This is a genomic window from Planctomyces sp. SH-PL62, assembly GCF_001610895.1.
GTDB lineage: Bacteria > Planctomycetota > Planctomycetia > Isosphaerales > Isosphaeraceae > Paludisphaera.
The window spans coordinates 5,957,120-5,971,478 of sequence record NZ_CP011273.1 but is presented as its reverse complement, the minus strand read 5'-3'; the positions used below and the strand labels follow the sequence as shown (position 1 = coordinate 5,971,478).

The window sequence follows — 14,359 nt, the reverse complement described above, 5'->3', positions numbered from 1 at the left end:
CGGGGCGAATCCGCGAATTCCCAGAAGGCACAGCGGGAAGCAGGCGGCTCCTATGGACGCGCCTGGAGGCCGTCGAGTGGGGCGGCCGGGACGACGTGGGTTACGAAGCGGAAGGGCAGTCATGCACCTGAAGCGGATCGAGGGCCGGTACTACGCCTATGAGTCGGCACGCCGGGACGGGCGGTCCACCTCCCGCTGCTGGGGCCGCATGCCGGATCTCTTCGTCCCCGCGTGCCTGGAAGTGGCGAGGGACTGTCGCGAGACGCGGGAGGCCGACGCCGCGATAGAGAGACGCAAGCAGGCCCGTCTGCTGGCCCCGCTCGTGGCCTTGCGGGACGGGATCGCCGCATACGGCGCTGAGGTCGACGCGGCGGTCGCGGAGGCCCTGGGGTCGCTCGGATACCACCGCCGGAGGCGTGGGCCCTGGCGAAAGAAGAGGGGGGCCGACGTGGGCGAGACGACGACGATTCAAGTGACCCGGACCAACCTCGGCCAGCTACTCCATCTGGCGAACAAGGGGGATGCTCTGGCGGCCGAGAGGCTGCCGGCGGCATTAGACGCGGCGGCGAGGTCGGGCGGCGACATCGAGACGGAGACGGCTTCTCTGGTGCTGGACGTACTCCCGGCCCCGAAAGAGCCGGCCGAGGCTCGGGTCGAGCTGATGCGCCGCGAGCTGGCCCCGCCGGGATCGTCGCCGGTCGTGCGGCTGATGGCCTCGCGCGTGGTGTGCGACTGGCTGCACGTCCAGACCTGGGAGCGTTATCTAGCCCTGGCTTGGGGGAACAAACACCCGATGTCGGCGGGGACCTTGCGGCTCATCGAGAAGAACTTCGACCAGGCCGTGCGGCGCTACCAGGCGAGCTTGGTCGCCCTCGCCCGAATCCAGCGGCTGAGGCTGCCTGTGGTTGCCCAGGTCAACATTGCCGAAGCCGGATCGCGGCAGGTCAACCAAGCGGCGGTAAGGTAGGGCCATCCTTAGACGGGACGTCAGGTGGGTATTTCAGTGACGACGCCAGTACCGGAATTCCCGAGTCGCGGGGAACTAGGAGCCGGTTCCTGCTAGCAGCGAAAGAATCGGGGACTGCATCTAGGATTCCTGACCCGTCCCCGCCGCGTCACCTGGGAGAACGCAGCGATGAGCCGAGCCGACCGGCAGTTCCTCAAGCTCGTGTCGAAGATCGAACGGGCCCGACGGAAGCAGAAGCTCCCTCGCGTCCCGAGCCTCACCGAGAAGCAACGGGCGTTCATCGACGCGTACCTGTGGAAGACCACCGGCAACGCGACGGAGGCGGCCAGTCTGGTCGGCTACAAGTGGCCCGCCAAGGTCGGACCGGCGCTGGTGTATCACCCGCTCGTCAATCGCGTCCTACACGCCCAGGTCGATCTTATGGACGCCTCGCATCGGGGGCCGCTTCGGGTGGGACTGCTGACGTTCAGGTGAGGGGGTCGGAGCCGCTCGGCGCGGCCTCGACGAGAGTCCTGGACTCCGAGGAACTGGCTCCGCGATCAGGTCCGCTGGCTGACCGGCGGGGTCGGCATCCAGTGGGCGGCCTAGGGCGTGATGGTTCAGCCTACCAGTTCGGCGGTGAGTTCTTTGAGCGTCGCTTCGTCGAGGATCTCTTCGGCGACCTCCTGATTAAGGACGTCGGGACCCTTCGGAGAATCGGGATCGACGACGTCCTTCACCCGCTCGCGGAAAGCCTGGGCGATCTTCGTTTGGAGGGAAATGAAGCCGATCTTGCTCAGATGTGGTTCGTCGATGGGAATGGAGATGCTGAGGATCTTGCGACTGTACTTGCCTTCGCGGATCACCACCCCGTTGATCGACCTCGGGTTTCGCGAAGCGGGCTCGTTGTCGATGTACCTGAATTCGATCAGGAACGAGCCTTTGGCCTTCTCGTACCTTCCTACCGCCGCCTTAGGCATGCTGTAAGGCGAAACCTCGACGATCAACTCCATACCGTCGACATCGCGGACGGCTCGGCCGCGTTCCAGTCGATCGGAGTTGACCCAGACATGGCGAGGCATTTCGGATCTCCCTTACTTCAGGAAGGTGCTCAGGAGTTCCGTGGCGTGCTCAAGGCGTCCAGTTCGCTGCTTTTTCTGCTTCTCTCCGGGGGCAGCCTTCAGATCCGTCGTGTCGAGGACGAGGACGCCCCATTTCTCACCGTCGATTTTAATGCAGGTGGCCAGGAAAACGCAGGACCTCATCGATAGCCTGGAATACTCTTCGTCCGTCAAGAACGTCCTCCTCTTGTAAACGTTGCAAACCTCGTCGCGTGCCTCGGTATTTTCCGATGTAGCGACCTCTCCGCTTTCGCCGGTAAGCTCGATAGGTTCGGCGACGCAGACGATCGTCCGCGCCTTCCAGTAGCACGTCCCGGCGACGCCCGTGTTTCCTCTTTCGTCGTGGTCGTCCACCGAGAAGATGGATCGCATTCGACGGTGGTTTTGCCCCGAACGGTCGACGACGCCCAACCAGCAGCCTAGGCCCGGGAACCATCGTTTCTTGAACAGGGTCGCCCTAGCGCTGTGCGAGTTGAGATCCACCCCAGGGAAATGATTCTCCGCGATCGAGTCGAGCGCTTTATGAATTTTCTTTAGGTTCTGTTCCTCGAAGAATCCCAGAACCCAGATGGCCAGTTGACAGAGGGTCTGGAGGATGAGCAGGCCGAGAATGAAGACCGCTTGCCTCCCGGAGATCCACTCAAGAAAGGGATAGCCTCTGAAATCGCGGCCTTCGCTGAACTTGAAGTAAGGAATTGCTATTAATGTGGACCAGATCGTCCACGCAGCGACCACCCTGACCCAGTTTGCTAGGCGATTTGTGCTGAGCCACTTCAGCAGCCCGTTGACATGCCAACGAAGCCAGTGTTTCGGGTGATGTCGTTTCTTGGCCGACACTGATTCGCCCTCTTCCGTCTCGTCTGAAATCAGGCGCGCCAGGATAGGCGACGAGGCGGGGCGGAGCAAGCATGCAGGTCGGTGCAACGCATCAGAGGGCGGAAAAGGGACAGGCCGTCAGTTTATCGCGCCACGGCTTGGGTCCCCGCAGGGGCAGCCTGATGCGGAGGGAGGACAGGGCAACTACCAGTCCCCCTGCCAGAACCCCGATCAGGCAGCGGAAGCTCGACAGCCCCGGCCAAAACGATCACGCTGCCGACCGACCCTCCCTACATTCAGAAAAGGAAGATAGAAGAGTAAGAGTTAGGCGGGGGTGGCGATTCCGCACGGGTCCGCTTGCAATCCAACACGGCCCCCCCCGGCGATCCCGCTCGGGTCCCGGACCAACGGGAGCCAAGCCTGGCATGCTCGGACGGGGGGCCGGCGGTCGGCCTCCCGGCTCTCGGGAAGCAACGCCATGACGCGGCCCCAAAACTCCCGGCCCCGATCGTCCATGTAGCGTTCCGGCGATCGGACGATCTTGACGTCGGATCGGAGGCGGAACCCGTCCAGGACGACGGCCGACGCCTCCGCCATCGCCTCTTGAGTCTCGGCCGCGATTTCCTCGATCGATCCGGCCGGCCCCTCCGCCAGAATCGCGTCATGGACCGGAGCGATGATCGGGAGACTCCGATCCGTCGCCAGGCAGCAAGCCAACCGCAGCATCTCGGCCCCGTTCGCCTGGCATGGGTAGTTCCGGAGCGAACGCGGGTTGGCGTCGGGCCCGACGTGAAGGGTCCAGCCGAACACGGTATGGAGCCGGCCGAGCAGCATCGCGTGGGTCTCGGCCCCCCCCGACCATCGCCAATAGGCCGGGTAGGTTTCGCGATGGAGCCGCAACAGCTCCCGCCCGTAGGCCGTCGGTTTGCCGATCCTCCGGGCCAACGCCTCCGGGCCCATGCCGTACTGGACGCCCAGCACGCAAGCCTTGAAGAGTTCCCGATCGGCCCCGTGGGTTTGCTTGGTCCCGACCTTCGGAATCCGCCCGGCTTGCTTGCCGAACGCGAGGTAGGGGTCTCCGGATCGGTAGGCGTCCGCCATCGCCTCATCCCCGGAGAGGGAGGCCGCGATCCCGAACTCCTGTTGCGACCAATCGAGGTAGGCCACGGCCCGGCCCGGCCCTGGCTTGATGAGCCCCCGGAGCCATGTGGACGGTCCGAAGATGAAACGGGAGTTGGAGGGAGCGTTCCGGCCCGTCTTGGCCCGGTAGGGGCTCAGCAGGGTGCGGTTCCTGCCGTCGGACCCGACCGCCAACTCGCGGAGGCGCAGTTGGGAGAGGGAGATGCGGAGTTCCCGCATGAGGGCCACGTCGGGGTGGCTCCGGGCCATCTCCCGGAACGTGTCGTCGTCCAGCGCCAGCTCCCCGGATTCGAGCCTCGGCCACGACACGCCCGATCGGGCCAGCCAACCGGCCCAGCGCTCGGCCTTGAACGTCCGGCCGTCGAACACGCCGAAGCGGGAGTCGACCGACCGAATGAGCCGCTCCTGGACGGAGTCCCAACCCTCGCGGAGCCGGGAGAGGGTTTCCGTGTCGATCGGAACTCCGGCCCATTCCATCGTGGCCACGGCCCCCATGTATCGGCCCCGGCAGGCCACGGCCCGGGGGAGATCGAGTTCCGGCAGCATCCGAGGGAGCAATTTCGACAACGCCAGGACGTCGGATTCGCAATAGGCCAGCAACGCCTCCCGTTCCTCCGCCGTCCAGGGGCCGCCCCGGATCGCCAGCTCCCGCATGGCTCCCTTCTCGGTCGCGTCCATCGCGTCCAAGCCGTACCGCATCAGCGCCCCCAGCAGGCCGAACCCGTTGGGCGGACAGAGGCCGTTGGCGACGTTCCGGAACTCCGCGTAGAGATCCAGGACGCGGGCCGGGAGCGGCCAACCCAACGCCAGATGGCAACCCAGCTCGGCGGATGCGAAGTAGGCGACGAACAGCGCATCGGGACCGATCGGATAGGGCGGGAGCCGACGGCCCCGGAGGTCGTCTTGCCATAGCCGGATGGTCCGGCCCGACCGGAACTCCCGAGCCACCAGACAAACGGGGGTGGGCCGTTCGCCTGGTGGGGCCGAGAACTCGAAATCGGCGAGCCAGACCTCCCGGTAGGCGTCCAAGCCATGTCCGGGAGGCATCGATCAGACCTCCCCGCGCAGGCGTTGGAGGACGGGGTGGGACCAGTCGGAGACCATCTTGTCCCGGAACGCGATCTTGATGATCTCCTGGAACGTCGGGTCGGGCCAACTCGGCTCCGTCGCCGGGCCCGTGGCGACGGCGATGTCATAAGCGCCTGCGCTCATGTTGGCCGTGATTCGGACCCATCGAGACTTGGCCTCCTCGGCCGCGTCCAGGGCGGATCGGCTCCAATCGTCGATCTTGCCGTCGGGCCCTGGCAGACGGATCGGCCAGAGGAACAGCACGCCTTGCCGGTTGACGGCCGTCACCAGCAACCGGGGGGAGAACGTCGCCTCCGAGGCCAGCTCCGGCCAGAGGCCCTGCGCGACGAGGTAGACCTCCCGGTCCTCTTTCAGATCGAGGACCGACGTCGAAAGCCGATACGACGAATCGGGGTGGGTCCGGACGAACCACTCCCGGGATGGCTTCCGGACCGGAATCGTCGTAATGAGCCGTTTGACGCTGACGGCCGACGCGTAATCCTGAGAGAGCCGGAGCGAGGCCAGGTTGAACGGATCGGCCGAACCGGGCCGTAGCGTCTCCGCTGTGTCTGGGAGGCCGACGGAGGCCGCCTGGCCATCGGCCCCGACGTCCGGCGAGGTTTCGTCGTCGGCCCCGTAGCGGTCAAGCGGGAGGCCGTTCTGTCCATGATCCGCATCGCGGGATTCCCCGCGCGTAGGTCTCTTGCTAGGATTCATCTGGCTGAACTCCTTCGTTAGCGAGACGTGAGTCATGAGAGGCCGTCGGGATCACCTCCCCGACGGCCTCTCCCGTTTCAAGCCCCCAGTTCGCTCAGCTTGCGGTCGGCCTCCGCCGAGGCTCGCTGACGTTGGGCGAGAGTCCGGCCCAAAGGGCTCGGAGCGCTCCCGGCTCCGGCCTGGACGGGAGCCGAGAGGCGCTCGAAGAATCGTTGCAACGCCTCCCGACTCGTGCACCGAGTCGCACCGATCTGAATGGACTCCAACACGACGCCCCGACAACCGGCCGTTGCCCAACGGTAGATCGTGCTGACGTGGGTTTTCCGCCCCCGACGCCGACGGGGGAGTTCCTCCGCCGCTTGGGCGAGCGTGACGACGCTTTCGCACTGGGAATCAATCATGTGATGCCTCCGGCAGCGATACACAATCGTTCGCCGCTAGATCCATCACATCGCGAATCGCGGGGAGTTGAACCGGGAGTTGGGCGGGAGATGCGGGTTATCTAGGAGATGGGAACCGGGTTTCCAGTCGCCAAATGGCTCGATTAGGTCCGCAGATGAACCGCAGCGGCGCAGGCTTGGGCAGCTTGCGTCCGATATCCTTGATCGTCTGATTCAGCTGGAACACGCTGCGGAATGGTGACGGGATGGACTCTGGCCAGCGGGCTGACTCAAAGGCTTCCAAGAGTATGAATTGGTTGTCGGCACGCCTGGCGTATTCGAGACAGATCGCTGTTCCAAGGTACAGACGCCTCGACTCCTGGTCCCACCTCGGCCTAGCGTACCTCCCGCGCTCCTCGGGGTCGTCCTCCAGTTGCCACAGACGACGTTCCCATTCGTGGTATGTCCCGAAATCCCCGAACTCGCGGTACGGTTCGAGTTCGGGACAGAGGCGCCCCCTATTGGTCACGTCTTCTAGCAAGGCGTGCGCGACCTCTTCGGGACGTGTTTCGAAGTAGGATCTGGTGATGCCGAAAACCGGCCCACGCGTCGACTCATCGATCAGGTCTTCTTCCTCCTCGCAGCCGATCCATCGGCCGTCTCGTGTCATGTAGTAGGATAGGCCGGTGGCGCCGACATCCGGGTCGAAGGATCGGACGTGGAACCATCGACATTCATGCAGATCGATCGCCAGCATCCCGAATCGGTCGAGTGGGCGATACCAGATATAATCGGACATTCATGCGACCCCTGTGCAACGGCCGGCCATGCTCGGCCGGCCGCTCGGATGTCCCCGGTTATCCAACTCGTTCCATAGCCTCCGCCGCCTTGGCCCCATCCAACTCCGCATACAGTTCCGTCACCACCGGGGAGCTATGGCCGAGGACGGCCCTCGCCACGTCCAGGCTGAACTCCTTCCGGAGCCGGGTCGCGGCCGAGTGGCGGAGTTGGTGCGGGTGCCATGACGGGATCTCCGGCTCCCCCCGTTTCGCCCGATCCGCGTTGGCCCGCTTGACCCCGTAGGCGATCGCCCGGCGGTAGCTCTCCGTGGTGTAGACCTCGCCCGGCTCTTTCTCCGGCCTAGCCTTTGCCCGGTTCCGTTGCGAGGGCTGGACGCGAGTTGTGCGCCGCTCCCGCATCGCGGCCCGCCGCTCGGCCGTCGCCTCCGCCGGAGAGAAGAGGTAGGCCGTCAGCTCGGTCCGGAGCCACGGTCGGAGGATTGCTTGGGCCGCCGGGCCGAGATAGATCCGCCGCTCCCGGCCGTGGTGCTCGGTCTTGTGCCGCTCGGGAGTGTAGGTCCAGACCTTGCCCGAAGTGTCGATGTCGGCCGTTCGCATGACGCAAACCTCGCCGGGTCGCATGCCGGTGAGACGCTGCAACTCGACCAGCGCCCAGACCTGTCGCGAGACGTAGGGCTTGATGGCGTCGACGAAGGCATCGGGGACCGGCCGAACCGGCTCCGACTCCCGAACGTCGGCCCGGCCGCGCCGGAGGCCCGGGACGGTCTGCAGGGCTTGATGGACCGACGGGGGGACCATCTCCTCCGAGACGGCCCACTTGAAGACGCGAATGATGCGGCCGATGCGGCGGTTGATCTCGGACCGGCAAATGTCGGCCTCCGCCATAGCCCCCCGGACCGCCTTCAAGGCCACGGGGCCGAACTCCCGGGCCGGGGTGTGGCCGTAGAGCTGCCGAAGCGGCCGGACGGCCAACCGGATGTTCCCCGGCTCGACGGTGGGCCTGCCGTTCTTGACGTAGTATCCGTCGGCATGCCGGAGGTAAGCCAGGAGCAGTTCGTTGACGGAGAGATCCGCCTCGGCCGTCGGAGTCGCGAGCCGACGGCCGTTGGAGAGCCATTCGGCCAAAAGGCGATCGTACTCCCCCCGACTTTCGGGGGAGCCGTGCCGGCCGAGGTAGAAGTCTCGGCCGTCGAAAGTGACGACCGCCTGGCCGGAGGGCTTGTGATGCCGGTAGGTGGGCGTCCGGCGGGTGGGCGTGGACATGGGCCAAATCTCCAAATCCGGTAGACTACCGGCTTTCTTGGAGTCATTCGGCCGCACCGCCGAGCGACGGCGGGTATCCTAACGCAAGGATTCGGCGAGAGTTAGGACTAGTGGAGCGGAAGGGGATCGAACCCTCAACCTCAGCATTGCGAACGCTGCGCTCTCCCAATTGAGCTACCGCCCCGATCTGCTTCGGGTTAGGAATAGAGTAGCGACGGCGGGCCGTCGTTGCAAGGCGAACCTGGGCGATTCAGGGCGAGAGGATGATCGGAATGCGGAAGTCGCTGGTGCGTTGGGTTTTGGGGATGGGATGCCTGGTCCTCGGCGGGGCGGGGCGGGTCGCCGGCGAGGAGCCCTGGCGGTTCACGTCGTGGCGTCCGGTCGCGGGGAACCCGGTGTTCCAGGGGACGGGGGAGGGGACCTGGGATCGAAATATTCGCGAGCGCGGGTTCATCCTGCCGGAAGGCGACGGGTACACCCTCTGGTACACCGGCTTCGATTCGGAGCGGTCCGGGGGGATGGCGCTGGGGAGGGCGACCTCGCGCGACGGCAAGGCCTGGAGGCGAGACCCCGGAAATCCGGTGTTCGCGAAATCGTGGGTCGAGGACGTCTGCGTCGTCCGGGCCGACGGGACGTACCAGATGTTCGCCGAGGGGAGGGGCGACATCATCCACCGACTGAGCTCGCCCGACGGCGTCCACTGGACCGACCACGGGTCGCTCGACGTCCGCAAGGTGGACGGCTCGCCGATCGGGCCCGGCTCGTTCGGCACGCCGACCGCCTGGTATGAGGACGGCGTCTGGCATCTCCTCTACGAGCGCCGGGACGACGCGATCTGGCTGGCGACCAGCCGCGACTTCAAGGTCTGGACGAACGTCAAGGACGAACCCGTCCTGGCCCGGGGCCCCGAGCCCTTCGACCGCGGTGCGGTGGCCGTCAACCAGGTCGTCCGCCGCGACGGCTTCTACTATCTTTTCTATCACGCCCTCGCCGAGGCCGGCGGCCGCGACTGGACCACGAACGTCGCCCGCTCCAGGGATCTGATCCAGTGGGAGAAGTATCCCAGGAATCCGATCATCGGCGACAACTGCTCGAGCGCCGTGCTCGTCCCGACGCCCCAGGGAGACCGCCTCTACACGATGCACCCGAACGTCAAGGTGTTCGAGCCGGCTGGGGACTGAGCCGGGTTTCTCGGATCGCGCGCAGGCGTCGCAGGAGCCTGACCATGTGGCCCTCGGCGAAGACGACCGCCAGGTGGTCGTCGCAGAAGCGGTCGTAGCGGACGTGGGTTGTGAGCAGCTTGCGGATCGTCTCGGCGTCGGCGGCCTCGATCGCGCCCGGCGTCTCCGTGAGCTGCTGCGCCGCGTCGATCCAGCCGCCCCAGTCGAAATCGGTCGCGATCCATCCGTGGTCGTAGAGGGCCCGGAAGAACGCCCCGGCCGTCTCGTCGAAACGGAAGCGGGGCAGGGTGATGACGTTCGGGTCGCTCGACGGCTCGTATCTTATCCCATAGCTCGGGCCGGCCGCCTCGAAGTGGTCGAGGTACGGCAGGATGGCGTCGATCTGCTCGTCGGTGATGGGCGACATGAACGCAGGCCTCGCGAGACGAGGGGGGCTGGAGGGACGGCGCGACCGGGCTCACCTCGCCTGGATCTTGAGGACGAGGTCCTCGGCGAAATCGGGCGATTCGAGGCTGGCGACGGCCTCCGCATCGGCGAGGATCAAATCGCCGTGCGCGAGTTCGTCGCCCGACCTCGGGTCGATCCACTCGAAGTGGTAGGACGCCGGGGGGAGTCGGAGGGCGAGCGCGGCTTTCGGGCCTCGGTCGATGTAGATCGCATACACGCCGGGGCGGGCCAGGGTGCTGGCGCGGGCGCCTTCGGCCAGCTTGCTCTCCTGGGGGCGGAGGATCTCGGGCGCGGGCTTCATCGTCCAGACTTCGAGGGTCCGGAGGAACTCGGCCAGGATGGCCAGTTGCTTGCGGAGCGCGAGGCCGCCGCCGCCCGGGGTCGGCTCCTTGACCTCGGCCGAGCCGTCCGGGTGGGCCGGGGTGAACGAGTAGTCCAGGTTGTTGTAAAGCGCCCCGCCGGCCAGGAGGAACTCCCAGGCCTGCGTCCGGTAGACGCGGTCGTCGTTCCCCTTGAATCCGGTCTCGTTGTCGCCGATCGGCCGGTTCAGGTGGGCGTTCGCCGTCACCGCCTCCGGGACGGCGTAATGGAAGTTGTAGAACGACACGTTGGGGTCGGGACGCTCGATCTTCCCCTTGTCGTTGGCGAAGTTCTGCGAGATCAGGTGCTTCTTCGGCAGCGTCCGCTCGGTCTCGACGATCGTCGCGGCGATCTTCGCCTGCCATTCGAGGCTCGCGCCGAAGTAGGGCTCGTTGCAGATCTCGTAATAGAGGTTGTCGAAGTCGTTCAGCTCGGTCACGGCCTTCTTCACGAACGCGAGCTGACGCGCGGTGAGGTCGTCGTGCCGGAGCGTGAGGACCTCGCCTCGCGGGCAGCCGCCGACTCCGTTGACGTTGTTCGCGGCGTTCATCGGGTTGATCGCCCAGAGGCCGTCGTCGTAGAGCACGCAGAAGAGGTTGTACTCGACGACCACGCCGCGCTCGGCGGCCAGCGTCAGGAAGTCCTTGAGCCTTGCGAAGTAGGCGTCGTCGTAGCGGTCGAGGTCGAACTTCTCGGGCTCGCCCGGCTGCTGGACCTGGAGCCAGGGAGAGGCGAACCGGCCCGGTTTGGGCGCCAGGGTGTTGTCGCGGATGTTGAACGAGCCGGGGGTCTCCCGGTACGTCCCCGCGAAGGTCCGGGTGTTGTTCAGGCCGTGGCGATGCAGCTCGTCGAGATACGCGCGATAGTCGAAGTCCAGGTTCAGGACCGCGCCGTAGTGCTCGCCCGAGGTGATCAAGAGCGTCGGCCGACCCCGGAATTCGAAGTACCGCGGGTTCTCGGCCAGGAGCTTGATCGGCTCGTCGGCGCGGGCCGGCGTCGGGGCGAGGGCGAGCGCGGCGGGGATCGCGAGCACGACGAACATCGACGCGACGGTCGGTCGGCGCATGGCAAAAGCTCCAGGGGCGTTCTCGTTGGGGCCTCGCGGGCGAGGAAGGGTCCATTGTCGAGGGGCGGCGCGGGCGTGGCAATCGTCTCGATCGTTCGCGCGTCCGATCCTCGCCCGCGTCGCGGCGGGCCTCAGGCCGAGGCGGTCTCGGCCTCCAGGCTCCATTTCACCAGCCGGCCGACGTCGCGACGGGCGCGGTCGGAGACGCGGAGCACCCAGTTCCCCCGCAGCGGCTGGCCGACCAGCGAGGCCAACTCGCCGGGGCGCTCGGAGTCGAACGAGGCGATCAGGTCGTCCTGCGCCCCGCCTCGTCGCGAGTGGAGGATGGAGCGGGTTCCCGAAGGCGCGAGAAGCTCGACGACCAGGTCGCCGATGAAGGGGTGGCGGATCTCCAAGTCGACCTTGATGCGACGGACGATCCCCGAGGCGGTGATCGAGATGATGCTGGAGACGCCGCCGGTGTTGTTGTCGGGGATTCGCACTTCCGTCGCCTGTTCGCCGCGGACGCTCTGCGACGCGGCGCGGCCGCCGACGCGGAAGCGAATCCGATCGTCGTCGTCGAACTCGATGTCCGAGAGGATCAGGCCGGACTCGCGGCCGTCCCACTCGCGGGAGTGCGGGTTCGACATGCTGGAGACGACCACGCCTCCCATCGGCCCGAAGAGGTCGCCGCCGTCCCCCTGATTCCCCCCCACTCTCGGGTTGGCCTCCAGGTCGCGGCGGCCGTCGGCCTGGAGCAAGGCGCACTGGTAATGCCGATCGGCCGTCCCTTCCTGGCGCTCGTTGGAGCCGAGGATGTCGCAGTGATAGATCGCCAGGCCGCTGGAGGGGCAGGCCCGGTCCAGCCCCACGCGGGTCCGGTTCTCGACGAGGAAGTACTCGTTGCGCTTGCTCGTCCGATACTTGAAGACGACGTCGTACCGGCCGGCCTCGGCCACCTGCGCGCCGGGGGCGTTCAGGTCGACGACCGTATCGACCCAGCCGGCCAGGTCCCGCAGGTAGGCGCAGACCGGCGCCGGGCTGCGGCCGTCGTCGAGGTGGTTGCCGGCCCCCATCAGGCAGTAGTAGCCGATCCCCGAGCTGTTCTGCGAATCGCCGTCGCGGCTGCCGTAGTCGTACATGTCCGGGAACCGGCAGAGGAGGTGGCCGTTCTCGTGGCAGAAGGTCCCGATGGTCAGCTCCGAGGGGTTCCGTCCGAGCCCGGTCAGCAGGTACAGATTCGTCCGTATCGGGCCGAACTGCAGGTCGATGAGCGAGTTGTGCGGCCAGAGCATGTTCTCGTAGAGGCTCTGACCCGCGTACAGGATGTTGATCGCATCGATGATCCCCTCGCCCCGGGAATCGAATTGGCGGAGGTCGAGGCCGCTGGCGACGGCCAGCCGGAGAGCCTCCTCGACCAGCAGCGTGTTGACGTAATCGCGCCGATTCCGGCTCAGGGTGAACGGGCCGACGACGGTGTTGGTGTAGTCCAGCATGCCGTTGGAGACGCGGAGGAAATACTGCCGAACCGAGGAGATGTTGCCGTTCTCGGTGTAGTCGTCGCCGTTGAGCATCTCCTCCACGTCGCTCGCGGTCGTCGTGCTGGAGACGTCCTGGAAATTGACGAGGATCGTCAGCCCGCGCACGGTCCCGATCGAAAGCTGGCGTCCGTTGAGCAGCCCCTGGTTCGGCCCGAAGGTGCGGACCACGCTCTCCATGGCGGCGGCCTCGGGCGGGTGGTGGAGCATCTCCCGCTCCTCGATCCGGGCCTGTCGGACCGTCAACGACTCCTGGAGGTGTCGGACGACCCCCGGAGGGGGAGGCCCGTCGATCGTCACCCCGGTCGACACCAGGCGATTGCCCGCCAGGTCGGCGTAGCAGAAGCGTCCCAGCGCCTCGTCGTAGACCACCGTGTAGCCCTCGACGTCCTCGTAACGGGCGTAATGCTCGTCGCCGAAGACCCGAAGCTGGACCTCGGGGCCGTTCGCCTGCGGAAACGTCAGCATCTCTCCAAAGATCGCGCTCATGGCCGAGTCCTCAGGTCCCTCGCCGTCAGGCGGGTTCGACGTTCGCCGCGCGACGCCGATTCGCCTGATCAGGAAGAATCTGGAGAGTGCTTAAAAGGACCGGCGTTCGCAAGGAAATTCGCAAACGATTTCAATGGAAATCAGATCAGGCGGGAAGGCGTCGTCCGAGAGCCCTGGCGACGACGCGGCGGCGGGCTAGTGATCGCCGAGGTTCCCGTGCCGGAAGCAGTCGACGAGGTGGTCGTCGACCAGGCCGGTGGCCTGCATCATGGCGTAGCAGATGGTGGAGCCGACGAAGTTGAAGCCGCGCTTCTTGAGGTCCTTGCTGATCGCGTCGGAGACGGGGGTGCGGGGCGGAACTTCCTGGAGCGAGCGCCAGGCGTTGCGGATCGGGCGGCCGTCGACGAATCGCCAGATGTAGGCGTCGAATGTCCCGAATTCGTCCTGGACCTTGAGGAAGGCCCCGGCGTTGCGCACGGCGGAGGCGATCTTGAGGCGGTTCCGCACGACCCCCGGATCGGCCAGGATTCGCGCGAGCCGATCGGCGTCGAACCGGGAGACGGCTTCGGGGTCGAAGTCGGCGAAGGCGCGGCGGTAGTTCTCACGCTTGCGAAGGATCGTATCCCAGCTCAGGCCGGCCTGCGCGCCCTCCAGGATCAGGAACTCGAACCAGCGGCGATCGTCGCGGACCGGGACGCCCCACTCCTCGTCGTGATAGCTGATCGCCAGATCGTTCCTCGCCCACCCGCAGCGTTCCATCGGCCCCTCCCACCCTCGATGCTCATTCGGACGACGGATCGCATCGCCCGGTTCGGCATCGTATCCCCGGGGCCCGCGGGGCGCCATGATGCCGCCGTGGATCATGCTGGAGGCGACGGTCGAAGACGTGATAAAATCGCCTACTCGTCGTCGCTGGGGTCGAACCGCCACGTCGGCCGCGAGCGCTTCCTGGAAGCCGTCTCAAAGGAAGAGAGCCTGGCCATGCCCGCCCCCCAGCCGAAGCGTACGGGCCGCGTCCCGACGAGTCCGGATCGTGCCGCCCGCGGGA

The 14,359-nt window shown here is 66.3% G+C and carries 14 protein-coding genes and 1 tRNA gene; 3 read left to right on the top strand and 12 right to left on the bottom strand.

Translation table 11 applies throughout. The annotated features are described in order from the left end of the window. The first annotated feature begins 121 nt into the window (after positions 1-121). Together VT85_RS23360 and VT85_RS23355 are read left to right on the top strand one after the other, a co-directional pair. Positions 122-967: a hypothetical protein gene (locus VT85_RS23360; protein WP_068420379.1), complete on the top strand. Its 846-nt coding sequence runs from the start codon at positions 122-124 to the stop codon at positions 965-967. 168 nt (positions 968-1,135) lie between these two features. Beyond that, on the top strand, positions 1,136-1,441 hold the full coding sequence (locus VT85_RS23355) for a hypothetical protein (RefSeq protein WP_068420378.1): 306 nt from the start codon (positions 1,136-1,138) through the stop codon (positions 1,439-1,441). 125 nt (positions 1,442-1,566) lie between these two features. Here VT85_RS23355 and VT85_RS23350 read toward each other — a convergent pair whose 3' ends face one another. From VT85_RS23350 to VT85_RS23315, 8 genes are all read right to left on the bottom strand, one after another. Next, positions 1,567-1,959 carry a hypothetical protein gene (locus VT85_RS23350; protein WP_156513048.1) on the bottom strand — a complete coding sequence of 131 codons (393 nt, stop codon included), beginning with the start codon at positions 1,957-1,959 and terminating at the stop codon, positions 1,567-1,569. Positions 1,960-2,040: 81 nt separating this feature from the next. Further along, a complete protein-coding gene (locus VT85_RS23345; RefSeq protein WP_156513047.1) occupies positions 2,041-2,973 on the bottom strand; it encodes a hypothetical protein in 933 nt (310 codons plus the stop codon). A 234-nt stretch (positions 2,974-3,207) separates the two neighbouring features. Further along, positions 3,208-5,070 (bottom strand): DNA polymerase, encoded by a 1,863-nt coding sequence (locus VT85_RS23340; protein ID WP_082858834.1) that lies wholly within the window; start codon positions 5,068-5,070, stop codon positions 3,208-3,210. A 3-nt stretch (positions 5,071-5,073) separates the two neighbouring features. Further along, positions 5,074-5,808 (bottom strand): hypothetical protein, encoded by a 735-nt coding sequence (locus tag VT85_RS23335; RefSeq protein WP_068420375.1) that lies wholly within the window; start codon positions 5,806-5,808, stop codon positions 5,074-5,076. A 77-nt stretch (positions 5,809-5,885) separates the two neighbouring features. Further along, positions 5,886-6,209, bottom strand: a complete 324-nt coding sequence (locus VT85_RS30115) for a DUF1580 domain-containing protein (protein ID WP_068420374.1) — start codon at positions 6,207-6,209, stop codon at positions 5,886-5,888. Between the two features lie 97 nt (positions 6,210-6,306). Next, entirely contained in the window at positions 6,307-6,945 is a 639-nt protein-coding gene (locus VT85_RS23325; RefSeq protein WP_068420373.1) for a hypothetical protein, read from the bottom strand. A 100-nt stretch (positions 6,946-7,045) separates the two neighbouring features. Further along, a complete protein-coding gene (locus VT85_RS23320) occupies positions 7,046-8,251 on the bottom strand; it encodes a tyrosine-type recombinase/integrase (RefSeq protein WP_068420372.1) in 1,206 nt (401 codons plus the stop codon). 111 nt (positions 8,252-8,362) lie between these two features. After that, positions 8,363-8,435: transfer RNA gene (locus VT85_RS23315), tRNA-Ala, on the bottom strand. An 88-nt stretch (positions 8,436-8,523) separates the two neighbouring features. Between VT85_RS23315 and VT85_RS23310 the strand changes: the two genes are divergently transcribed. After that, the gene (locus VT85_RS23310; protein WP_068420371.1) at positions 8,524-9,432 is read left to right on the top strand and encodes a glycosylase; all 909 of its coding nucleotides are present in this window, start codon (positions 8,524-8,526) and stop codon (positions 9,430-9,432) included. On the opposite strand, the gene VT85_RS23305 is transcribed toward VT85_RS23310, so the two are convergent. The 4 genes from VT85_RS23305 to VT85_RS23290 form a co-directional block, all read right to left on the bottom strand. Beyond that, on the bottom strand, positions 9,404-9,838 hold the full coding sequence (locus VT85_RS23305) for a DUF6508 domain-containing protein (protein WP_068420370.1): 435 nt from the start codon (positions 9,836-9,838) through the stop codon (positions 9,404-9,406). The two genes, VT85_RS23310 and VT85_RS23305, sit on opposite strands and share 29 nt — an antisense overlap. A 51-nt stretch (positions 9,839-9,889) precedes the next feature. Next, the gene (locus VT85_RS23300) at positions 9,890-11,305 is read right to left on the bottom strand and encodes a hypothetical protein (RefSeq protein WP_068420369.1); all 1,416 of its coding nucleotides are present in this window, start codon (positions 11,303-11,305) and stop codon (positions 9,890-9,892) included. A 131-nt stretch (positions 11,306-11,436) separates the two neighbouring features. After that, positions 11,437-13,311 (bottom strand): M6 family metalloprotease domain-containing protein, encoded by a 1,875-nt coding sequence (locus VT85_RS23295; RefSeq protein ID WP_197490964.1) that lies wholly within the window; start codon positions 13,309-13,311, stop codon positions 11,437-11,439. Positions 13,312-13,506: 195 nt separating this feature from the next. Further along, entirely contained in the window at positions 13,507-14,070 is a 564-nt protein-coding gene (locus VT85_RS23290) for a DNA-3-methyladenine glycosylase I (protein WP_068422541.1), read from the bottom strand. Between the last annotated feature and the right edge of the window lie 289 nt (positions 14,071-14,359).

Excerpts from the sequence above, each read along its gene's own strand:
- VT85_RS23290 (WP_068422541.1), bottom strand. The coding sequence starts at position 14,070 with ATGGAACGCTGCGGGTGGGCGAGGAACGATCTGGCGATCAGCTATCAC.
- VT85_RS23335 (WP_068420375.1), bottom strand. The coding sequence starts at position 5,808 with ATGAATCCTAGCAAGAGACCTACGCGCGGGGAATCCCGCGATGCGGAT.
- VT85_RS23305 (WP_068420370.1), bottom strand. The coding sequence starts at position 9,838 with ATGTCGCCCATCACCGACGAGCAGATCGACGCCATCCTGCCGTACCTC.
- VT85_RS23340 (WP_082858834.1), bottom strand. The coding sequence starts at position 5,070 with ATGCCTCCCGGACATGGCTTGGACGCCTACCGGGAGGTCTGGCTCGCC.
- VT85_RS23350 (WP_156513048.1), bottom strand. The coding sequence starts at position 1,959 with ATGGAGTTGATCGTCGAGGTTTCGCCTTACAGCATGCCTAAGGCGGCG.
- VT85_RS30115 (WP_068420374.1), bottom strand. The coding sequence starts at position 6,209 with ATGATTGATTCCCAGTGCGAAAGCGTCGTCACGCTCGCCCAAGCGGCG.
- VT85_RS23300 (WP_068420369.1), bottom strand. The coding sequence starts at position 11,305 with ATGCGCCGACCGACCGTCGCGTCGATGTTCGTCGTGCTCGCGATCCCC.
- VT85_RS23295 (WP_197490964.1), bottom strand. The coding sequence starts at position 13,311 with ATGAGCGCGATCTTTGGAGAGATGCTGACGTTTCCGCAGGCGAACGGC.
- VT85_RS23310 (WP_068420371.1), top strand. The coding sequence starts at position 8,524 with ATGCGGAAGTCGCTGGTGCGTTGGGTTTTGGGGATGGGATGCCTGGTC.
- VT85_RS23355 (WP_068420378.1), top strand. The coding sequence starts at position 1,136 with ATGAGCCGAGCCGACCGGCAGTTCCTCAAGCTCGTGTCGAAGATCGAA.
- VT85_RS23360 (WP_068420379.1), top strand. The coding sequence starts at position 122 with ATGCACCTGAAGCGGATCGAGGGCCGGTACTACGCCTATGAGTCGGCA.
- VT85_RS23325 (WP_068420373.1), bottom strand. The coding sequence starts at position 6,945 with ATGCTGGCGATCGATCTGCATGAATGTCGATGGTTCCACGTCCGATCC.
- VT85_RS23320 (WP_068420372.1), bottom strand. The coding sequence starts at position 8,251 with ATGTCCACGCCCACCCGCCGGACGCCCACCTACCGGCATCACAAGCCC.